Origin of the sequence: Acidithiobacillus ferrooxidans ATCC 23270 (genome assembly GCF_000021485.1) — a bacterium.
Lineage (GTDB): Bacteria > Pseudomonadota > Gammaproteobacteria > Acidithiobacillales > Acidithiobacillaceae > Acidithiobacillus > Acidithiobacillus ferrooxidans.
This window is the reverse complement of sequence record NC_011761.1, coordinates 2,031,873-2,051,023: the sequence shown is the minus strand read 5'-3', so window position 1 is coordinate 2,051,023 and position 19,151 is coordinate 2,031,873. Positions and strand designations below refer to the sequence as shown.

The window sequence follows — 19,151 nt, the reverse complement described above, 5'->3', positions numbered from 1 at the left end:
TGTTGGCTCCCTCGGTGGTGTCAGTCGTCTAATGCGAAATGCACGGTGGTGGTGAAGGTCTTGCTGGGGGCTCCGGGCCATAGGCCGGCGGTCATGGCGTCAAAGCGGCTGGCGCGCAGGGCCTTCAAGGCGGCTTCGTCGAGCAGCTTGAAGCCGGAAGACTTGAGGACGGACGCCTCCATTACGCTGCCTTGCCGGCTGATGGTGTAGGCAAGGACGACGTCGCCGGTCATGTCGAGTTCTTTGGCGCTAGCCGGATAGACCTTGTGTTTTTCGATCTCGCCCGCCACCCTGCCGGCATATTGTCCTTCTCCGGCCCGGTCCTCCCTGGGCCCGGGGTCGCTTTTGACCGGGTTGGCGTTCTGGACTGGCGGGGCGTTCACAGGCGATGGAAGAGACGGTGCAGCAGGCAATGGGCTCGGTGCCGTGGTGGCCGGCCGCGGCGCCTCCACCGGCTGGGTGACGGGCCGTGGAAGCGGCTTCGCTACCGGTTTTGGCATGGGCTTGGGTGTCGCCTTGGGTTGGGCTGCTGGTCTTGGTGACGGTGGAATGACCTTGGCCGGCTCCGGAGCGATCAGCGCCAGTTGCATGGGGGGAATGGACGGGGATTGCGGCTTTTCCTGACGGAAGAAAAACGCCATGTTGCCGATTACCAGCAGTTCCACTGCCACGGCGGCCAGCAAGGCCCGCCGCAGCAGGGGGCCTTCTTCCGGGGGGCGGAACAACGGGGATGCGAGGGCGGTGGTCAAGATTCCTACTCCGGCTTGGCCGCCAGGCCGATGGCGCTGACGCCGGCGTGGCGGCAGGCGTCCATGACCTTGACCAGAGCCTGGATGTCGGCGCCCTTGTCGGCGGCGATGGTGACCTGGGTCTCGGCGGGATCGCCCTGGCGGAGCCTGGCTTCCAGATCCGGCAGGCTGATGGTGTGGCCGTCCGTCTCTACTGCACCGGACTGGCGCAGGGTGAGGACGACCTTGGGCTTGGGCAGATCGCGGGCGGTGCTGGAACCGGGCATCTGCGCGGGCAGCCCCTGGGTGGGGATCATGTGGATCGTCACCATGATGAAGAAGATCAGCAGGAAGAGCATGATGTCGATCATGGGGATGATCTCTACCCGCCCCTTGCGCATTTCCAGATATTGCATGCTCAGGCCTCCGCGGCGGCGTAAATGAGGGGCTGGGCCTCGCTGTGGATCAGGGCGTGGCTGTGATCGAGGCCCTCCAGGCGGTTGATGAGCATGGTGCGCAGGGTTTCCATCTGGTGAACGACGTAGCGCATGCGATTGTGCAGGCCGTTGAAGGCCACCAGGCCGACAATGGCGATGATCAGTCCGGCTGCGGTGGCAAGCAGGGCTTCGGCCACGGAACCGGTGATGAGAGTGGGGTTCTGGGCGGCGTTGTTCAGCACCTGGAAGGCGTGGAACATGCCGATGATGGTGCCCAGCAGGCCCAGCAGGGGAGCGAGGGTGACGATGGTGTCGAGTATCCACAGGCGCTTGTCCAATACCGGCACCTGCCGCATCACCGCTTCCTGGAGGATCTCCGAAAGGCGTCCGCTGTCTTTGATGTGCGGAAAACGCACCGGTCTCTCGAGGATGGCGCGGAAGGGGAAGGCGCTCTTCTCGGCGATCTCCGCCAAGGCCCGTCCCTGCAGGTTGGGCAGATCTTCGACGGCCAGGGCCGCCTCGTTACCCAGGCGCACCATGCGATTGAGAAACAGGAAGCGCTCGATGCTGACGGTCAGGGCAATGAGCAGCAGGATGGGCATGAGATAAAGAATGCCGCCGGACATGGTGGCGACGTCGGCAATTTGGGTCCAGTTCATGGGCTAACTCCATTTGAAAAAGGGGGTGTCCCGGGTGGGGCACCCGTCCGGGTTTTTAGAAGGTGGCCTCCAGGGAGGCATAGACGTTGGTGGGCAGGTTGAGCTTCCTGTTGGGGTTGCCCGAACTGCCGGTATAGCTCTGGATATAGCTGCGATCGAAGAGATTATTGAGATACAGTCCGGCGCTCACGCTCTTGAAGCCCAGGCTCCGGCCCAGAGGTGCATTGCGGAAGGTATAGCGCAGGCTGGCATCGGTGTAGAAGCGGCTGCCCAAGGGCAGAAAGCCGCCGCCCAAGGCATAATAGGCGTTGCCAATTTCGTTGACGCCGATGCTGCCGCGGAAGCCACGGTAACGCACGATCAGACCCGCCGCCTCGGTATGATGGGGCGCATAGGGAAAGGGCTTGCCGGCCGATTTGAGCCGGGCGTCGAGGAAACCGAAGTTGGCGTAGGCGCTGAAAATGTCATTGATGACAAAATTGTTCTGCCAACTGATGCCCTGGTTGATGGCGGTGCCGGCGTTGGCGAGGACCGTCTGGTTGATGGCGCTACCGGGAAGGACGACAGTGGTGGAGAGGATGTAGTTCTGGAAATCCACGCGGAAGAGGTCCAGCGCGCCCGACCACACGCCCGTATCCCAGACGGTGCCGATATCGTAGGTGTTGGCCTTCTGGGGATTCAGACTGGCATTGTAGGTGCCGGTGTAGAATTGGTTATATCCGGGAGGGTTGCTGTTTTGGGTGAAGTTGGCATAGATGTGCCAATTGTCCAGGATGCGATAGTTGACGCCGAGGGAAGGTAGCAGGGAACGGAAGGTGGCATTGAACTGCCCCGGTTTGCCCTGGGCCAGGGCGGTATCGTCGCGGAAATCGCGGGTCGCATAGAGATATTTGACGCCGGCGCTGAATTTGAGGCTATCCATGGGTTGATAGGTGAGGGCGACGTAAGGTTCATAGGTGTCGGTAACCACCGGTTCGAGGTAGCTGGAGCCGACATAGGTGTTGCCGTTGTAATACTGGCTGTCGTGGGTGGTATCGTTGTGGTTGAACCAGAAACCCAGCTCGGTGGCCACCGGCCCGAGGGGAAAGCGCATGCGCAGGATATTGCCCCAGCGATCGGTCTGGTTGACGCTATGACGTTGCAATACGCCATTGCTCGGCGGGGCGGCGTGGATAATGCTGCCATTGGGCGCCAGTACGGTTTGGCTGAAGGTGCTGGCGCCGGCGCTAAAACCATTGCCATAGTAGTAGTAGAATTGATTGGAGAATTTGACCGAGGAGAATTGCGCCTTATATTTGGCATAGCTCAGCCAATTGAGGTATTGATTGTAATTGTAGCCGGTGTAGGCGGTGTTGGGTTTGCCATTGGCGAGGAAGGGTTGGTCGGTATTGCTGTTGTAGTCACGACCATACTGGGCGATCTGCGCAGCCGTGGCGCCGTTGTAGTAATTGAAGCGCTGGTTGTTCTGGCTGAAGAACAAGGTGAGCTGGCCGGGCCCGATCTGCGAAACCGACTTGAAGAGGAACTGGTTTTGCACCGCTGGATTGTTCTGGAAATAGCCATCCCGCTGGTTCTTGTTGAAATAGACCCAGGCGGAGGTGGGGGCAATGTTTCTCAGGAACAGACCGGTATTGATGAGGCCGCCGGCATTGTATTTGCCAAAGGACCCGACCCCGGCCAGGGGACGGACAAAGGGGTAGGGAGAGGGCTGGAGGCTGTAGGTTTCCACGGAGCCGCCGAAGGAAGACAGGCCGGGAATGGCGGCGGATTCGGCGCCAGGATAGTATCTGGTGCCGGATATCAGGCGGCTGGGGATGAATTCGTTGCTGTAGAAGGTGTAGCTGTCGTTGTCGTTGAGGGGGATGCCATCCAGGGTAAAGTTGATCAGGTTCTTTCCAAAGCCGTTGATATAAATATCGTCTCCATCCATGCTGTCGCCGCCGCTGACGACGAGGGTGTTGGGCATGTTGCGCAGGGCCTGGGTGTAAGAGTCGGTGGGGGTGATGAGGTCGAATTGCCCCTTGGTGATGAGAGTTTCAGCATTGGTGGCACCCTTTTTGAAGCGCTGGATCTTTTTCAGATCTTCGCTTGGCGTCTGCCCGACATTGCCGGCCGGTGCGCTGCCGAAAAAGTTGTTGGCGGCACCGGCCGTACCGGTGACGGTACCGAGGGATTCATCGGCGGCAAAGGCGGCGCCGCTACCGAGGGTAAAAACGGCAAAGGCTACCGCGTTGCGCAAGGCAGTGGAATGCATCTTGGTCATGGTCGCTCCCTATCTGGGGTGTTAAAATTTCTAATTGATCAAGGTGATATGATAATTGTGCCTATGCTATCCACCGTTCATGGATCATCTCCTATCAGATAAACGCTGGGTCGCGCACTTTCCCGCTGAAATCCAGTCCATCCGTCAGGGCATAGGCTGCAGCGTCCCGTTCGTTCAGGGGCGGAAGCTGGAAGCGGGTTTCGATGCGCCGGAGGATACTGGTGGTGTCGACGATGCGGTGGTCCACATAGCCGGGACGCGTCCACGCGCTCACGAGTAGGGCGGGGACGCGGGCGCTGGGGCCATAATAATCCTGCGCCGGCGGGGGAACATGGTCCCAAAAACCGCCGCCTTCGTCCGTGGGGCCCTGCAACGGCGGCAGGTTGTTGATGAGGTAGCCCGCCTGGTCATAAGGCAGGTCGACGTAGGACATGTCCTTGGGCACGCGCCATTCGCGGGGCGTCTTGGGGTCCTGGCAGGTGCGGGCGGCGGCGAGAAAGAGGGCGTTGCCGGTGGAGCCGCCAAACATGGCCTGATGAAAGTGATCGAAAAGGACGTAGTGGTCGGCGAGGGCGTGGTAGAAGGGGACGTCCTGGCGGGTGTAGTAGCCGAGGACGGCACCGCTGGGTCGCGATACCGAGTAGGCGGCCTGCATGCTGTCCACGTCGGAAACGGGGGCGTGGTCCAGAGAAAAGTGGCCTTTGCTCAGGGCGGAGAGGGGATGGCAGGCCAAGCCTGCCGCGCTGCCCGCGCCCAAGGCTTGCAAAAATTGACGACGACTCCAGTGTTGCATCATCACGCTCCCTTATGGACTGCTTTATTTTCGGGAAGCGTAGCAGGCGAATGTGACCGTTTTATGAATCTTGAATGAATTTTTTGTGACAATGATCGTGGAATATTTCTAACGGGTACCGCTGCCCCTGGACTTGGGGGGGCGACGAGGGATGCAGGGGGCGATCGAAACGATGTGTAGCGGCTTGCCACTGCCCTGGATGAGGTATTTTACCGGAGACGGGACAACTGCTAGTGGTGGCGGGCGATCGGCATCAATGCCAGCCCGAGCGCGGTTCAACCCGGCAGTTTGAGCCAAATCTCCAGTGGCGCTCAGTAATTCTCTATGGCCGCCCACACCATTTCTACCCAGACCCGGGTGGGGGTCCAGGGAGAAATTACGGGGACAAAGGGTGGCAGGTTCTGCGGCGGCGACCAGAGACCGCCGACGAAGGACAAACCCATGTAGAGGATGCTGGAGACCTTGGGCGGCTCCGGTGGCCGCACCCAGTGGTTGATGGCAAGGCCAAGCAGGGCCACAGGGATCGAACCCGGCAGCAGAGCCAGGTAGATCCCTGTCCAAGGGACGCCCACCCCGGTGAGAACCGCCACCCCTAGGGCTAGGCCCGCCGACAGTAGAATCAAAAGGGCATTTTCCGCTAAGAGTGCGCCCAGAAGTGCGGTCGCTCCCAAAGGGAGCGCCCATGGATAGCGGTTCCAGGGATCGTGAAACTTGTTGCGGGCCGCTGAGCCTGCTGGTCAGTACCACTCCAAAGGTGGCGAAGGTCGCGCACGTTCCTGCGAACTCCAGGCGCCATGTCCCATCGGCATTGAGGTTCAAACTGAAGGCTAGATAGGCGAAGGTGGGCAGGGCGAGGCCGTAGAGGAAGGCCCATGGCCCCCGTAGCCGGGACAGTATCCGCAGCCAGGTCAAGCCAGCCAAAGTGCGCAAGGAAAGCAAATGGACATGACCATGATTCTCCTAACGTTGCAACAAATCGGCCACGCACACGGGTCTAAGGGCAACCGTCACCTCCGGGCCATATTCCCGCCGCGGCAGGCCATCGGCGAAGTCCTGCGCTGCCCCCTCGCGGAGGAAGTACAATACTGTGCTGCCTGGCGCCGCACCGTCATGGCGCCACAACATCGCCAACGCATCCGTCACGTTCACGCCAGAAATCTCTACCCGGAATAACGCCGTCTCGCTCAGCACCGCCTGCGCACCGCCGTCAACCACCATTCGTCCCCCGACGAGTACTAGGCAAGCGGGCGCCAGCCGCGTTCATTTCGTTTCAGAAATAGGTGGCACAGAAAACGGCCGCCCCGCGCTCGCGGGCTGCCTCCAGGAGAGACCACACCCGTTCTTGCATCCCGAAGTCCAGCCCGGTGGTGGGTTCATCCAGAATCAAGAGATCGAGGGTGGACGCCAAGGCGCAGGCCAGAGCCACCCACCGCTGCTCACCGCCGGAAAGTTCACTGCACTGCCGCCGCCACAAAGCGTCCAGTCTCATGGCGTCGGTCACGCCATCGTCCCAGACAGCTCCCGGATAGGCGTTGCGCACAAAACTCAGGATTTCTCCTACCCGCAGGAGCTGGGGAAACCCAATTTGCTGCGGCACATACCCCGGCCGTCGCCGCGCCTCCCCATGGCGCGGGTTGCGCCCGAAAATGGCCACCCACCCTCGGAAGGCCGCCGCAGCCCCCCACGGTATCCAGTAGTGTCGACTTGCCGGCGCCGTTGGGGCCGACGAATACGGCCGGAATACTCGGGTCGTCAAGATTCATCGTTTGCGCAAGATTCTGGAAAGTGCAGGAGCCAAAGGCTGGCTAGAAAACGTACCTCGCTTTGGGTATCGATTTTCACCGCCAGAGAACGTGCAGGTTGTCACAAAAAAGTCACTGCATTGACGCATTGCTGTCACATTGGGCTGCTAACATGGGCTGCATTGCAGGAGAAAAATATCTCTACGTTATTATCTAGCACGGTATATATCAGGTACGTATGCGGAGGTAGTTCCACGAACGCCATAATACGAAGCCAGGCAGACCATGATCTCAGGAGTTTATTCATGTCATGGACCGCTGCCAAAAAGGCGGGGGTGAGTGAAACCTGGATTGCTGCAAAAGCGAAATAGAGAACAGGAACTGGAATCCTCAACAACTTGATAAGGAATTTGTAAATGATCTACCTGTATATAAAACCGTTATCTTCAGCAATGATTGTTGCTGGATTGATTATTACCATGACTGCGGTTGAACAAGCTGATGCAAAGACGACTATAAATGTAGGTGAGGTAACTGGATCGGCCGATTCCACACATTCTCCACTTCACAAGAAGCTTAAAAAGTTGGATAATAAGTATACAAACAAGCAGGTTTTCAGAGAGACGCAGTCTGCTGTTGTCCTTGGCAATAAAAACAAGAAGATGATAAGTCCCAATGCGGGTGCTGCAGAATTGCTAGCAACAGCACCAGGGGTACATATCATGAGTGAAAACCCACAGAATGGTTCAGGAAGATATAATATATCTATTAATGGTATGGGTGTTGGCTGGTGGAGTGGTAATACTTATAGAAATCAGATTAGTGTGTTGTTTGATGGGATTCCGATGAACAATCAAATAACCAACGATGGTCAATGGAACTCCAACCAGATTCCTATTCTTGCAATGATACATGGAGTTAACGTCATCTATGGGCCAGGCAATCCCAAAGATCGTTGGTATGACAGCCTGGGTGGCACCATCAACTTTGTTCCGTTGCAACCAACCACCAAGGCAAATGCCAAGGCGAATTTATCAGTTGGAAGTTATGGCAGTAAAACTGCAAGTTTCTCATTGAATACAGGACATTGGTATGGCTGGTCGACAGTATTGGCCGGTGGCTACACCAGTGCCAACTCATTTTACCAAAGCCCAAGCAACTGGCCGCAGCATTCCTGGTCAGTATATATGAAAACAGCACATCCTTTCTCAAATGGTATGTTCACATTCGGCTTTTACTACGAAAAATCAAACGCTACACATAGTCTCACCATTCCGGTCACCCCGATAGCGGGATATTCGGTCAACGGTTATGGCAAGCCTGGGCAATTGTTGAGCCAGCAAACAAGTGGCTTCTACTATGTGCCATCATCGGATTTGTGGTACAAGAATGACATTGTTGATTCTTATATACTTTATTCACAACAAATTTTTGATCTGGGTGGCGGATGGACACTTAAAAATACGCCATGGTATCGCCATGCGTACCGCCTGCATCAGGCCTATTTTAACTATGGTGCCTCTAGCTATAATCCAGAAGCGGCAGAGCATTACGCTCCTACAAACAATTCGTTCGGGGATCGTTTAGGGGCCAATCTTCACTCCCATTACAATGATGTAGACCTGGGTGGCTGGTTATCTTATCAGCAATACAATACCAATGAAGAACTTTGGAATCCATTATTGGGAACATCACAAAGTAATCCATATGTATACAATAATGTGGAGTTAAACACTCTGTTCAGTAATCTTTATGTGCAAGATACAATAAAGCTCATGAATAATCATTTGCGGATAACTCCCGGAGTGGCACTGGCAAGTTTCTATACATCAATGAGCGATTTGGTCAATCCAGATACTAAATCGATCTACCTGACTGCTACTCCAGGGGCAAAGACCAACTTTACGCGCTTTGAACCATCCTTGGGTATAAATTACAAATTTCTCAAGAATTTTTCATTCTACGCGAACTATAGCGAAACTTATCAAAATGAAACTGATCTTGCCTATGGCGCCTATTTACAAAAAATAGCAATTAATCCAGCCGATATACCGATCACAAGAGCGGTAGATTATGAAGCGGGACTCCGATACCACAATAACACCACAAATATCGGCATCAACTATTATCATGACTACCTGACGAATTTGTTGAACGGCGTGTCCGGATCTATAACCCAATTCAATGCGTCAGGATACAATCTTGGAAATGCGATATACCAAGGTGTAAACGTTTATGCTAAGTGGCGTCCAATGTGGCAATTGTATGTTTATGGTTCTGCCAACATACAGCACTCTTACTATACCAAGGACTACAATAATTCCGGAGTATCCTTCAATGGAGTGAGACTATCAGGAATACCTCATTATTCCTTTAATTTGTCCGTTTCCTATAAATTCAGAACACGCTACGGTATTCTTGAACCGGTCCTTACCGATCAGTACTCGGGCGGGCAGTCTCTTTATAATAATGTTACCGGTGGCCCAACCAATCAGACTATAAACGCCTATAATATAGTCAACTTATCGGCCAGCTACAAAACATTTGTTTTTAACCATATTATTCCAGGCGCCAAGGAAACGGATTTCAGTGTGGGAGTGTATAACCTGTTAAACAGGAAGTATGAGTCAGATATTTATCTGTCTACAGGTGGATACAATCCTCAGGAACAACCTTCGTTATTTGCTTATGCCGGCGCACCTTTACAAGTTTTTGGTGGCGTAACGGTCAAATTCTGATCTACGTTGTTGTCAGGAGTTTAGGATGATAAGTTATCTCCATCTCTTAAAAGTTAGATGCCAAAGTTGGTGCTCGTACGGCAACGTGATGCTTGTTGCCATGATCTCTCAAACCAATGCCGCTCGATATTACCGTGACAAGGCCGATTTATTGGCTGCATCAGGCCTCAACCAAAGGATATCCACCTGCAATAGCTGTTTTGCATGCACAATCATGGGGTATCCCGCATGAATAAGTACAGTCGCCGAGATTTTATGAAAACCATGCATTCTGCCAGTGCTGTAACTGCAAGTTTGCCGTGGTCAATTCAGCGCGCGTTGGCAACGCCTGCGCACTCGGCCAGTGGTAGCATTGAAGATGTGGAACATATCGTTAGTTTTATGCAGGAAAATCGTTCCTTCGATCATTACTTCTGGCATCTTTCGGGGGGTGCATGGCTATAATGGCCGATTTCCTTTAATTGTGTGGCAGGGGTGCGACCGCTCTGTAAATAACCGAAAGTTATCATCCCAATGGCGACTTGTGCCTGCATTGTCACCATCAGTCGAGCCGGTTGCTCCAGATCCGTATCGTCGATCGTGCTTATGGGCATAAGGATCGCCGGTTGTCTCTGAATGGCGGGCAACACGAGGAGCTGGATTTCTCGCTAGTATCCAGCCACCAGTGGTACGACCTGGAAATTGATGATGGTCAGCATCAATGGCGTTTGGCCGGTTATGTCGAAAATGGCCGCACGACGATGACCGATCGGGCCAATACCGCACCGGATTGAATGTTTGAACATATCGTGAATCAGCGCATTATTTCAATAACTTATTAACTACCAAAGGAAACATAATCATGTCCCAGATGAAATCTTCAAGAAAGTCGCTGCTTATTGCTTGGTGGGCTTCGGGCGCTTTGGGAGCGGCTTGTATTGCCTTTGCCCATGCTGATGACCCCGGCGGGAAACCAGCTGTCAATGTGGGTGAAGTAAATGGCCAGGCTGGCGGATCGACGACAGATAAAAAGCATAGGGCCAAGATCAGTATGGCGTCACCGGTTCAGTCTGTACATATTTCCCAGGCCGTTATTGAAGAGGATACGCCTCCTGGCGGCAGTATGGTGGAAGCAATTGCCGCGAATACACCCGGTTTTCAGGCACGTCGTACCGGGACTGCGAGTGGTGCCAACCGCTATCAGATCCGTCTGAACGGCATTCAGATCGGTTTTGATGAAACGGGTCAGGCCGAAATGAACGGGAATCAGGTGTTGATGGATGGTATTCCACTCAACAATCCACTGGCATCCTATCATGGATTTTCCACCGCCGAACTGCCTATCGCCAGCATGTTTTCCGGTATCAATGTAGTATATGGGCCGGGTACTGCAAAACAGCACTGGTTTGATTCCATGGGTGGGACAATAGATTTCAGTACTAAGTCATCCGGAGAAAAACCATCTGTTTTTGTCGATGTCGGTGGCGGAAGTTTTAATGCATATAACGCGAGTACTGGTATTTCGACGGGTTCCATCGATGGATGGAGGACCTACATTGCCGGCGGTTATACGCGTACCGGTCAGGCTCGGGTCAGTCCATCCCTTACCGGACCATCGCAAAGCACTGCATTTTTCCTTAAAACCCAGAAAAGGTTTGAAGGTGGACACTTTGCGATGGGTTTTTATTTTAACAATACCCAGGAAAATCGGCCCCATCTGATTCCGGTGTATCCGTTTGCTGGTGGATCCATCAATGGCAACGGTGTCGCAGGCCAGGCATTAAGCCAGACTACTTCGGGATTTTACTATACGCCATCCAGTGATCTATGGACAAAAAATGAGCAGTATCATACTTATCTTGGTTATATCAAACTCACCAGCAATCTCACTCGTAATGTTAAATTCAATAATGCCCTGTGGTATCGGGCGGGTAATCGACTCAAGGTGCGCATAGACAATTATCCGATGGTTCCCAAGTTGAACACCGAGTATTATCCGACTTCATCGGGGAATTTTGGTTATCGTGGTGATTTTACTATTACGTTGCCATGGAACAAGATTGATGTCGGTGGTTACTATCAACAAACTACATATGACTCATCCTTTGCTGGTTACGGTTCTTTGGTTCCGGGTCACGAACTAGGCAGTAACAGTCCCTTGTATTACCGGGACGACCACGATCACTGGAGTGCGGCCAGCGCGTTCTTGCAGGACAAGATCACGCCCGTATCGTTCCTATCGATTACGCCGGGCCTGAATCTGATTAATTATCATATTTCAGTGAATAACGTTACCTCGGTTACGGCACCCAGTCTTTTCCCGGGTGACAGCGTCGGATCTTTCCCGACGGTGGCGGGAGATACGGCCAACTTTACCAAACTCGCCCCGAGCCTTGCACTGAATGCGGCCATCGCGCCGGAAATACACGCCTTTGCCACCTGGTCGCAAAACTTTCAGACCCAGATTGACAGTGCTTATGGAGAAGGAGCTTCCCATCCCGTCATTGCACCGACGGAGCCGGCCAAAATCAATTCTTATATGGCGGGTTTAAAATATGCGCATGGTCCAGTTGAAGGACAGGTTGCTTTTGTACACCAGAAGTTGACAGACCTGGCAGTGCAGATCACGCAGGCGGAATCACAAAATATCATTGTCGAACCGGCTAATGAAACGATCAATGGCGTTAACTTCCTCCTCGCCTATGGGCGCCGTCTGGGTTTCAATGCCCGTCTGATTGGTAGTATTCTGCATGGCTCTGAAAATACCATCAATGCTTCTGGTGATCCGGTAAATGGCGCCAGAGTGACGGGGCTTCCTACCTATAACATCAACTTCGGTATTGGCTACCGTGTGTATGCCGCGCGCACCCTCTGGAGCGCAAGGATTCTGGACAATTATCAGTCTGCTACCTATTTGTCCAGCGACATCAGTGCGGCACCCACTAGTCTGAAGTTACCGTTCTCGGCGGTTAATCTCGTAAACTTGTCACTTTCGGCACGTACGACGATGTTCGATCGGGATGTCCCGGGATTGAAGCTCATGCGGGTATCGCTTATGTTGGATAACCTTCTGAATCGTGAATATAACGTACAAGGCTACGTGTCTGCGGGTGGCAACTATGGCCCGGGCAGCGTGGGCACAATTCTGGCCAGCCCAGGTACGCCAAGAGCGGTTTACGCATCTCTGACGGCGATGTTTTAGCGGTAGATTTCGGGGATTGTTTGCCGCTCAGCTCTTATCTTCCAGATTGGGCGGCCGTCCAAACGGAATTCTTATCCGGAGTTCGGGAGCAGGGGAGTCGTTGTTGCCCTCACTCCGGTTCGTACACCAGTCGCACCCGGGAAGCAGGATAGATCACCGTTGAGAACTCTATTCCCACACCTTCCGGGTCGATGTTCACGTTCTCGCAGATAAAAACGGGATCGAATTTATCTATGGCGAGTAACCGACGTTCCCTGGCTTTGGGCAACTCGGCTGAGACGGAGGACCTCAGTCGGGTGTAATCATTCACGCCCATTTTTTTCAGCGATACCGTGATCCCCAGCCCCTGTTTCAGATCATCCACCAAGGTCAACAGGCGTTCACCAAAAAACAGGTGCCGCGCGATGGATACGGGATGCTCACCAAGTTTGCCCAGCGTTTCAACCATTGCCACGTTTGGATAATCGGGAAACACTCCGTAGTTGAGGATACGCGGTAATTCGGGTAGATCCTGCAGGGGTATGATGGCTGCTTCCAACACCTCCGAAGAACCTGGCCGGTTGTACTTCTTGATCCATTCAGAGAATCTCGGGCGTTCTTCCAGCTGGTAATCAAAGACGGTAGACGCTACAAAAGAACCGCGGCCATGGGCAATATGCAGTCTTCCAAGAGCGGCGAGTTCCTGCAGTGCCCGCCGAATCGTATGCCGGTTAACGCCGTAGGTCGATGCCAGAGCCCCTTCGCTGGGTAGTTTCTCGCCGGGCCGCACCTCGCCTCTGTCCATCCGCTGCTGGATGTCATCGACGATCTGCTTCCAGACAGTGATGCCGGGTGCGTAAGGTACTTTGGTGATATCGGTCATGCTTTCGTGGTAAAGCGAAGAATGGTCGTCCGAAACTGAGCGGCGGCCTCCGCCAGGGTGCCATCGTTCTGTATGGTGGTCATCGGTACTTCCTCTGGTAATAAAACTTTTCGCGACAGCCGCTTCTCGATATCGTTTGACTTCTCCCGATCTCGCAACTGCAGACGTGCCCGGATGTGACTATCCGAAGCGTTAATGAACACCACATAACCAGGGTATTGAGCACAGATAGCCGGGATAACGGTACGCGATACATTCGCTATGATGACCTGCACCATGCCATGGGGCAAGAGTTCTTCCCGTGGAAGTCCATACATCAGACCGTGGGCCGTCCAGTCAAACGCCAAACTGCCCTCGGCTTTCAGCCTCTCAAAAGTGGGCACGCTGACCAACAGTTCGCCGGGGCTTTGCGCGTCACGAGTGACCACACGGCGGGCGAAGTAAATCCGCGCGTCAGAGGCCAGCAAGGGACGACAGGCATCGATTATCGAATCCTTTCCCGCACCGGAGGGCCCCGCGACCAGTATGAGCGTGTTAGACATATGTACCACCGCCACCAGCGAGAGGAATACGGGTGATCAAAATAAAATCCTGCTGTGGCTCCGGTTCCACAAAGATTCCCACCGCATTGATCCGGCGAGGGCGTGCCGCACTCTCTGCAAAAAAATCGCAGGCCATCCTGAAGATGTGGTCATCGAGTTGCCGATCACTGAGGGTCATGTGAAAAACCCATTCCGAAAAAACATAGGGGTATCCCCAGCGCTCCAGATTGGCAAGGTTTTGAGGGGTGAGGTCTGAAGACGCTCGGATCTGTTCCTCCGCTGCCGCTGTGTAGGGCACCCGAAAATCGTCCAAGTCCTGCACACACCGATCGGCCAGATCCGCGAGGCGCGGGCAAGGTGCGCCGAGACGGAGGGCCACAAAGCCGTCCTCCAGGGCCAGTCGCAACGGTGGTAGAGAAAAGGGGGCGACCGTGGAAAGGGATGCTTTAACGGCGTTTATCACCTCCGCCAACGGCTTTCGAATGGGCATGGGCGCCTTGAGCGTTGCATGAAAACCATACCGGCTGGCTTTTCGGGTGGCCTGCGCCAAGCCGGGGACCGGTGGCCGCTCAAGAATTTCACCGGATTCCGGATCACGCCCCAACCAACGGGTACCCGCCGTCCACAGGGTGTCCTGACGATCTGGTACGTAATAAATTGCGACCCTCACGATCTCCTCACGCGATCCGCTGACCAGCCTTCCAGACCGAGCGGACGATCGGATGCCCATCCATGAGCCGGATGCGGACCAGATCACCGCGCAGACCTACGCGAATGGTGCCACGATCCGGCAGACCTAACATGCGCGCCGGAGCTGCAGTGATCATCCGTACCGCTTCGGGCAGCGCGAGAAGACCATCATCCACCAGTCGGAAAGGCGCTTCACACAGCGCATTGGGCACATAGTCCGAGGCCAGGACATCCACACACCGAGCTTTGACCAGATCGCTGACGGCCACGTTACCGGAATGGGATCCACCGCGTACCACGTTGGGGGCCCCTGCCACAATAGCCATACTCTGTTGACGCGCCGCTCGTGCCGCCTCCATGGACACCGGGAACTCGGCGACTTTGATGCCATCCTGGGCGTTGCGAAGGACCTCCGCCTCGGTGCGGTCATCGTGGCTCGCCAGAACCAGAGAGGAATATTTGAGTTGATCCAGCAGATAGCCGCGGTTTTTCTCGCTGTGGGCATGACGTCTCGCCTGAGCTTCGACGATCATGCCCTCCAGTTCCTCGGACGAGCATCCCTCATCGCGCCGACTTTTTCGAAACTTCTCCAGATCGGCGTACTGCCCGACGCCCGGGGTGTGATCCATCAGGCTCACCATTTGGAGCTTGGTATGGTCCATGACCGCCTCAAAAAGTTCCTGCATATTCGGCGCCGAGAGTTCGCAACGCAGATGGAGCACATGATCGGCACGTAGCGACCCGCTTGCATCCAGGGCCGACAAGTCTACCACCGCATTTTTCAGAGTTTGGATGCGCCCGTTTTCAAAGCCGGCATCACCCACGCATAAGGCATTGGCGACGGTGGTGATGCCCATCGCCGCGCACTGGGCATCGTGGGCCAGAAATGCCGAAGGGGAAGGCCAGCGGACATGGCTGCGCGGCTGCACCTGGCGCTCCAGATTATCCGTGTGCACGTCCACAAAGCCTGGCAGAAGAAAATCGCCGGTGCAGTCCTCGGTGCCCGGGATGGGGGATGTTTCCCCAAGGATATCCGCAATATTGCCTCCCGCACCCAGGAGCACCGCACCATGCAATACAACATCCTCCAACACGATTCGCGCATTGCTGAAACCCTGCGTCATCTGTCGTTCTCCGTTAAAGAAGCTATTGGAATTTGACGATCGGCCACGCGCACGGTCATGTCCGGATCATGGAAGATGCTGAGGATAGCGCGACCCGCCCGTTTCGCCTCCTGGATCAGGGACAGCACCACCGCGGCATTTTCGGCATCGAGAGAAGCCGTCGGCTCATCCAACAACAATACCGGATGGTCTGTGACCAAGGCCCGCGCCAGGTTGACCCGCTGTTGTTCACCCCCCGAGAAGGTCGCCGGAGGCAAGCCGTGCAAACGCAAAGGAAGGTTCAATGTCAGCAAGACGGACTCGGCGCGGGCGTCCGCGTCTGCCGAACGCACGCCCTGATCCTTCAGCACACTGGCCACGATCGCGCGTGTGGACACCCTTGGAATCACACGCAGAAACTGACTCACATAGGCTATGCTGCGCCGACGAATCACTAGCAATTGTTGCGGTGGCACTCGGGTCAGATCCACCAGTTCGCCGTCGTGCATGACGGTCACCGAACCGCTTTCAACACGATAATTCCCATAAATGGTGCGCAGTAAAGTGGATTTGCCGGCGCCAGAGGGTCCAACGAGCGCGACACATTCGCCCGCCGCTACGGAAAAAGAAATATTACGGAGCACGGCCAGTTGCAATCCGCCCCGCAGGTGCAGGGTGAAGGTTTTGCGAAGGTCTTTCACTTCGAGCAGGTTCATGCAGGCAACACCGAACTGACCAGGAGTTGGGTATAAGGATGCTGGGGATCATCGAGGACCTGATCGGTTACTCCCGTCTCGATAATGCGCCCGCGCTGCATCACGGCAATGCGCCCGGCCAACAACCGGGCCACCGCCAGATCATGGGTCACCAAAATTACCGCCATTCTCTGCTCCGACACCAGATTACGCAGTAAATCCAGCAAACCCGCCTGCACCGAGACGTCCAGCCCACTGGTCGGTTCGTCCATGAAAAGTAGATAGGGATGACTGATCAGGGTTCTGGCGATCTGCAGTCGTTGCTGCATCCCGCCCGAAAAGGTTCCCGGCAAATCGTCGATGCGTTTGGGATCGATTTCTACTTTCTGAAGCCAGAACAGGGCCTTTTCGCGTAGCGTGCCATAGTGTTTTTCACCGGCGGCCATGAGCCTTTCGACGATATTGCCACCCGCTGTAATTTCCATGCGCAACGCGTCGCGGGGATTTTGATGGACATAGCCCCAGGCCGAACGATGCAGATGCCGCAACTGCTGTCGCGGAAGCGTCTGCACGCAGCGGTCCAACTTCCCATTCTCGCCGAAATGGACCTCGCCAGCGCCCGGGGCCAGCACCCCATAAAGGGTGTTCAGCAGGGTTGTTTTGCCGGAACCGCTCTCCCCGACAATGGCCAGCACCTCGCCGGGATGGACCTCCAAAGACACCGATTCCAGGGCACGCAGTGTGCCAAAGGACAGGGTCAGATCGCGCGCCGTCAGTATGGGAACGGAACTGTAACTCATCGACGATGCTCACAGAAATCGGTATCAGAGCAGATGAACTGACGATTGCCTGCGTCATCGATCACGATCTCATCCTTATAAGACTCTACCGCGCCGCAGAGCGCGCAGGGCTGCCAGGTATTGACCGGGTCAAAAGGGTAGTCGGTGAAGTCGAGCGGTATAACCCGCGTGTACGGGGGGATCGCATAAAGGCGCTTTTCCCGACCTGCGCCAAATAGCTGTAGCGCCGGACTCATATGCATCTTTGGCACATCATAGGCAGGGATCGGGGACGACGACGTAAGATAGCGATCGTGGACGATGACCGGATATTCATAACCGATGGCGATGCGGCCATAGCGAGTGATCTGATCATAGAGCTTCAGATACATGAGGCTGTAATCGGCCATGGCGTGTAGGGCGATAGTTTCGGAAACCCTGGGCTCCAGCTTGAACAGGGGTTCCGGCATCGGCACCTGATAGATCAACATCTGTCCCGCATGCAGGGGTGTTTCCGGGATCCGGTGACGGGTCTGAATCAAGGTTGCTTCCCGGGTCGAGGTGGTAGTCCGCACTCCGGTGGTACTCCGGAAGAAGTTGCGGATGGAAACCGCATTGGTCGTATCATCGGAGCCTTGATCGATCACCTTGAGGATATCCTCAGGGCCAATAACGGCGGCTGTCACCTGGATGCCGCCGGTCCCCCAACCGTAAGGCAAAGGCATCTCACGGGAGGCGAAAGGAATTTGATGACCGGGGATGGCTACGGCTTTGAGCAGGGTTCGCCGTATTTTCTTCTTCGTCCCCTCATCGAGATAGGCGAAATTATAACAGATTGTCATACCCTGTCTGCCCCGTCTTTTGCCGCCGTCTTGTGCAGATGCCGCAAGGTCTGAATCTCGCTCTGGAAATCGACGTAGTGCGGGAGTTTCAGATGCTCTACGAAACCCGTCGTCTCGACGTTGTCGCAGTGACTAAGGACGAATTGCTCGTTCTGCGCGGGAGAAAGGGCTTCTTCACCCAGCTCACCGGCCCGCAGTGCCCGATCCACCAGGGCCATGGCGATAGCCTTGCGCTCACTATGGCCGAAGACCAGGCCGTAACCGCGGGTAAAGGCGGCCTCTTCGGGACTCCTGGCCTGAAACTGATTGATCATCTGGCATTCGGTGACGGTAATGGTCCCGATTTCGATGGGAAACCCCAATTCCGGTGGAGTGATCTCCACGGTCACATCCCCCATGCGCAACTCTGCGATAAAGGGGTGATTTTGGCCGTATCCCCTTTGGGTGGAATAGGCCATGGAGAGCAGAAACCCTTCATCGCCGCGGGCCAGGGACTGTAAGCGTTGCGCACGAGTGGCCGGGAAAAGCAGGGGGTGCCGCGTGATGTCCTGCTGCATGTTCTCTGCCGGCGGCTCACAGGCTGCGGCCAGCTCCATCAAGCCCTCTTTTTCCAACAGGTCCATCACGCTGGTCATGGGCTCCGGCGGGACTTCGGTTTTGCCAGACTCGATGTCGGACTTTGTCTCCAGGCGATCAAAATAGCCGAAGAGTCGGTGAGAATAGTCATAAGTCTGCCCCAGTTGTTGGCCGCCGGGCAACTCCTTGAAGGCTGCGGAGATACGCCGCTGCACCCGCATGGTATCCATCGCGAGCGGCGTGGAATCCAGGAATCTGGTTAGGGTGGCGCGATAGGCACGCAGTAAAAATATCGCCTCGATCATGTCGCCCTGCGCCTGAAGCATGGCCCGTGCCGCCAAATCCTCGTCGTAGAGAGAAGCTTCGGCCATGACACGATCCACGCCCAGATGCATTTGTTCGCATATTTGCCGGGGCGTGATTTCAGGAGCATCGGGATCACCCCGCATCCGTTTGCGCACGAGGCGATGGGCGGCCCGAATGGCGGTGGAACCTCCTTTGACTGCCACGTAGGACATTGC

General features: G+C 55.3%; 20 protein-coding genes. 4 read left to right on the top strand and 16 right to left on the bottom strand.

Annotated features, from left to right (window positions below; genetic code table 11):
* Window positions 1-20 precede the first annotated feature (20 nt).
* The 8 genes from AFE_RS10585 to AFE_RS10555 form a co-directional block, all read right to left on the bottom strand.
* Window positions 21-749, bottom strand: coding sequence for an energy transducer TonB (locus tag AFE_RS10585; RefSeq protein ID WP_012537110.1), 729 nt, complete (start codon window positions 747-749; stop codon window positions 21-23).
* 5 nt (window positions 750-754) lie between these two features.
* Window positions 755-1,144, bottom strand: a complete 390-nt coding sequence (locus AFE_RS10580; RefSeq protein ID WP_012537109.1) for an ExbD/TolR family protein — start codon at window positions 1,142-1,144, stop codon at window positions 755-757.
* Between the two features lie 2 nt (window positions 1,145-1,146).
* Window positions 1,147-1,824, bottom strand: coding sequence for a MotA/TolQ/ExbB proton channel family protein (locus tag AFE_RS10575; protein ID WP_012537108.1), 678 nt, complete (start codon window positions 1,822-1,824; stop codon window positions 1,147-1,149).
* 55 nt (window positions 1,825-1,879) lie between these two features.
* Window positions 1,880-4,087: a TonB-dependent receptor gene (locus AFE_RS10570; protein WP_012537107.1), complete on the bottom strand. Its 2,208-nt coding sequence runs from the start codon at window positions 4,085-4,087 to the stop codon at window positions 1,880-1,882.
* 94 nt (window positions 4,088-4,181) lie between these two features.
* Window positions 4,182-4,883, bottom strand: a complete 702-nt coding sequence (locus AFE_RS10565; RefSeq protein WP_012537106.1) for an alkaline phosphatase family protein — start codon at window positions 4,881-4,883, stop codon at window positions 4,182-4,184.
* Window positions 4,884-5,191: 308 nt separating this feature from the next.
* Window positions 5,192-5,503, bottom strand: coding sequence for a hypothetical protein (locus AFE_RS10560; RefSeq protein ID WP_012607374.1), 312 nt, complete (start codon window positions 5,501-5,503; stop codon window positions 5,192-5,194).
* 337 nt (window positions 5,504-5,840) lie between these two features.
* The gene (locus AFE_RS15385) at window positions 5,841-6,098 is read right to left on the bottom strand and encodes a hypothetical protein (protein ID WP_009565776.1); all 258 of its coding nucleotides are present in this window, start codon (window positions 6,096-6,098) and stop codon (window positions 5,841-5,843) included.
* A gap of 52 nt (window positions 6,099-6,150) precedes the next feature.
* Entirely contained in the window at window positions 6,151-6,636 is a 486-nt protein-coding gene (locus tag AFE_RS10555) for an ATP-binding cassette domain-containing protein (RefSeq protein ID WP_157293199.1), read from the bottom strand.
* 402 nt (window positions 6,637-7,038) lie between these two features.
* Here AFE_RS10555 and AFE_RS15730 point away from each other — a divergent pair, with 402 nt between their 5' ends.
* The 4 genes from AFE_RS15730 to AFE_RS10540 all read left to right on the top strand — a co-directional run bounded on the left by AFE_RS15730 (window position 7,039) and on the right by AFE_RS10540 (window position 12,541).
* Window positions 7,039-9,360, top strand: coding sequence for a TonB-dependent receptor (locus tag AFE_RS15730; protein WP_012537105.1), 2,322 nt, complete (start codon window positions 7,039-7,041; stop codon window positions 9,358-9,360).
* A 228-nt stretch (window positions 9,361-9,588) separates the two neighbouring features.
* Entirely contained in the window at window positions 9,589-9,804 is a 216-nt protein-coding gene (locus tag AFE_RS16370; protein ID WP_158303827.1) for a hypothetical protein, read from the top strand.
* 77 nt (window positions 9,805-9,881) lie between these two features.
* On the top strand, window positions 9,882-10,133 hold the full coding sequence (locus AFE_RS16365; protein WP_009563788.1) for a phospholipase C, phosphocholine-specific: 252 nt from the start codon (window positions 9,882-9,884) through the stop codon (window positions 10,131-10,133).
* A gap of 68 nt (window positions 10,134-10,201) precedes the next feature.
* A complete protein-coding gene (locus AFE_RS10540) occupies window positions 10,202-12,541 on the top strand; it encodes a TonB-dependent receptor (RefSeq protein ID WP_012537103.1) in 2,340 nt (779 codons plus the stop codon).
* Window positions 12,542-12,650: 109 nt separating this feature from the next.
* Here the strand turns inward: AFE_RS10540 and AFE_RS10535 are convergent, their stop codons facing one another.
* From AFE_RS10535 to AFE_RS10500, 8 genes are read right to left on the bottom strand one after another with little or no spacing between them, the layout of a single operon-like run.
* The gene (locus tag AFE_RS10535) at window positions 12,651-13,403 is read right to left on the bottom strand and encodes a GntR family transcriptional regulator (protein WP_012537102.1); all 753 of its coding nucleotides are present in this window, start codon (window positions 13,401-13,403) and stop codon (window positions 12,651-12,653) included.
* Window positions 13,400-13,945, bottom strand: coding sequence for a PhnN protein (locus tag AFE_RS10530; RefSeq protein WP_009560737.1), 546 nt, complete (start codon window positions 13,943-13,945; stop codon window positions 13,400-13,402). The genes AFE_RS10535 and AFE_RS10530 overlap by 4 nt, the downstream gene beginning before the upstream one ends.
* Window positions 13,938-14,615, bottom strand: coding sequence for a DUF1045 domain-containing protein (locus AFE_RS10525; RefSeq protein ID WP_009560736.1), 678 nt, complete (start codon window positions 14,613-14,615; stop codon window positions 13,938-13,940). The genes AFE_RS10530 and AFE_RS10525 overlap by 8 nt, the downstream gene beginning before the upstream one ends.
* A gap of 7 nt (window positions 14,616-14,622) precedes the next feature.
* Window positions 14,623-15,759, bottom strand: a complete 1,137-nt coding sequence (locus tag AFE_RS10520; protein ID WP_009560735.1) for an alpha-D-ribose 1-methylphosphonate 5-triphosphate diphosphatase — start codon at window positions 15,757-15,759, stop codon at window positions 14,623-14,625.
* Window positions 15,756-16,454, bottom strand: a complete 699-nt coding sequence (gene phnL / locus AFE_RS10515) for a phosphonate C-P lyase system protein PhnL (RefSeq protein ID WP_009560734.1) — start codon at window positions 16,452-16,454, stop codon at window positions 15,756-15,758. The genes AFE_RS10520 and phnL overlap by 4 nt, the downstream gene beginning before the upstream one ends.
* Window positions 16,451-17,233 (bottom strand): phosphonate C-P lyase system protein PhnK, encoded by a 783-nt coding sequence (gene phnK, locus AFE_RS10510; protein WP_009560733.1) that lies wholly within the window; start codon window positions 17,231-17,233, stop codon window positions 16,451-16,453. Before phnK ends, phnL begins: the two co-directional genes overlap by 4 nt.
* The gene (locus tag AFE_RS10505) at window positions 17,230-18,054 is read right to left on the bottom strand and encodes an alpha-D-ribose 1-methylphosphonate 5-phosphate C-P-lyase PhnJ (RefSeq protein WP_012537101.1); all 825 of its coding nucleotides are present in this window, start codon (window positions 18,052-18,054) and stop codon (window positions 17,230-17,232) included. Before AFE_RS10505 ends, phnK begins: the two co-directional genes overlap by 4 nt.
* Window positions 18,051-19,148, bottom strand: a complete 1,098-nt coding sequence (locus tag AFE_RS10500) for a carbon-phosphorus lyase complex subunit PhnI (protein WP_012537100.1) — start codon at window positions 19,146-19,148, stop codon at window positions 18,051-18,053. The genes AFE_RS10505 and AFE_RS10500 overlap by 4 nt, the downstream gene beginning before the upstream one ends.
* Window positions 19,149-19,151: the final 3 nt, after the last annotated feature.

What these genes read in the sequence shown, in the direction of transcription:
- AFE_RS10535 (WP_012537102.1), bottom strand. Translation starts at nt 13,403, where the DNA reads ATGACCGATATCACCAAAGTACCTTACGCACCCGGCATCACTGTCTGG.
- AFE_RS10500 (WP_012537100.1), bottom strand. Translation starts at nt 19,148, where the DNA reads ATGTCCTACGTGGCAGTCAAAGGAGGTTCCACCGCCATTCGGGCCGCC.
- AFE_RS10580 (WP_012537109.1), bottom strand. Translation starts at nt 1,144, where the DNA reads ATGCAATATCTGGAAATGCGCAAGGGGCGGGTAGAGATCATCCCCATG.
- AFE_RS10540 (WP_012537103.1), top strand. Translation starts at nt 10,202, where the DNA reads ATGTCCCAGATGAAATCTTCAAGAAAGTCGCTGCTTATTGCTTGGTGG.
- AFE_RS10570 (WP_012537107.1), bottom strand. Translation starts at nt 4,087, where the DNA reads ATGACCAAGATGCATTCCACTGCCTTGCGCAACGCGGTAGCCTTTGCC.
- AFE_RS10575 (WP_012537108.1), bottom strand. Translation starts at nt 1,824, where the DNA reads ATGAACTGGACCCAAATTGCCGACGTCGCCACCATGTCCGGCGGCATT.
- AFE_RS10530 (WP_009560737.1), bottom strand. Translation starts at nt 13,945, where the DNA reads ATGTCTAACACGCTCATACTGGTCGCGGGGCCCTCCGGTGCGGGAAAG.
- AFE_RS15385 (WP_009565776.1), bottom strand. Translation starts at nt 6,098, where the DNA reads ATGGTGGTTGACGGCGGTGCGCAGGCGGTGCTGAGCGAGACGGCGTTA.
- phnK (WP_009560733.1), bottom strand. Translation starts at nt 17,233, where the DNA reads ATGAGTTACAGTTCCGTTCCCATACTGACGGCGCGCGATCTGACCCTG.
- AFE_RS10505 (WP_012537101.1), bottom strand. Translation starts at nt 18,054, where the DNA reads ATGACAATCTGTTATAATTTCGCCTATCTCGATGAGGGGACGAAGAAG.
- AFE_RS16370 (WP_158303827.1), top strand. Translation starts at nt 9,589, where the DNA reads ATGAATAAGTACAGTCGCCGAGATTTTATGAAAACCATGCATTCTGCC.
- AFE_RS10520 (WP_009560735.1), bottom strand. Translation starts at nt 15,759, where the DNA reads ATGACGCAGGGTTTCAGCAATGCGCGAATCGTGTTGGAGGATGTTGTA.
- phnL (WP_009560734.1), bottom strand. Translation starts at nt 16,454, where the DNA reads ATGAACCTGCTCGAAGTGAAAGACCTTCGCAAAACCTTCACCCTGCAC.
- AFE_RS15730 (WP_012537105.1), top strand. Translation starts at nt 7,039, where the DNA reads ATGATCTACCTGTATATAAAACCGTTATCTTCAGCAATGATTGTTGCT.
- AFE_RS10565 (WP_012537106.1), bottom strand. Translation starts at nt 4,883, where the DNA reads ATGATGCAACACTGGAGTCGTCGTCAATTTTTGCAAGCCTTGGGCGCG.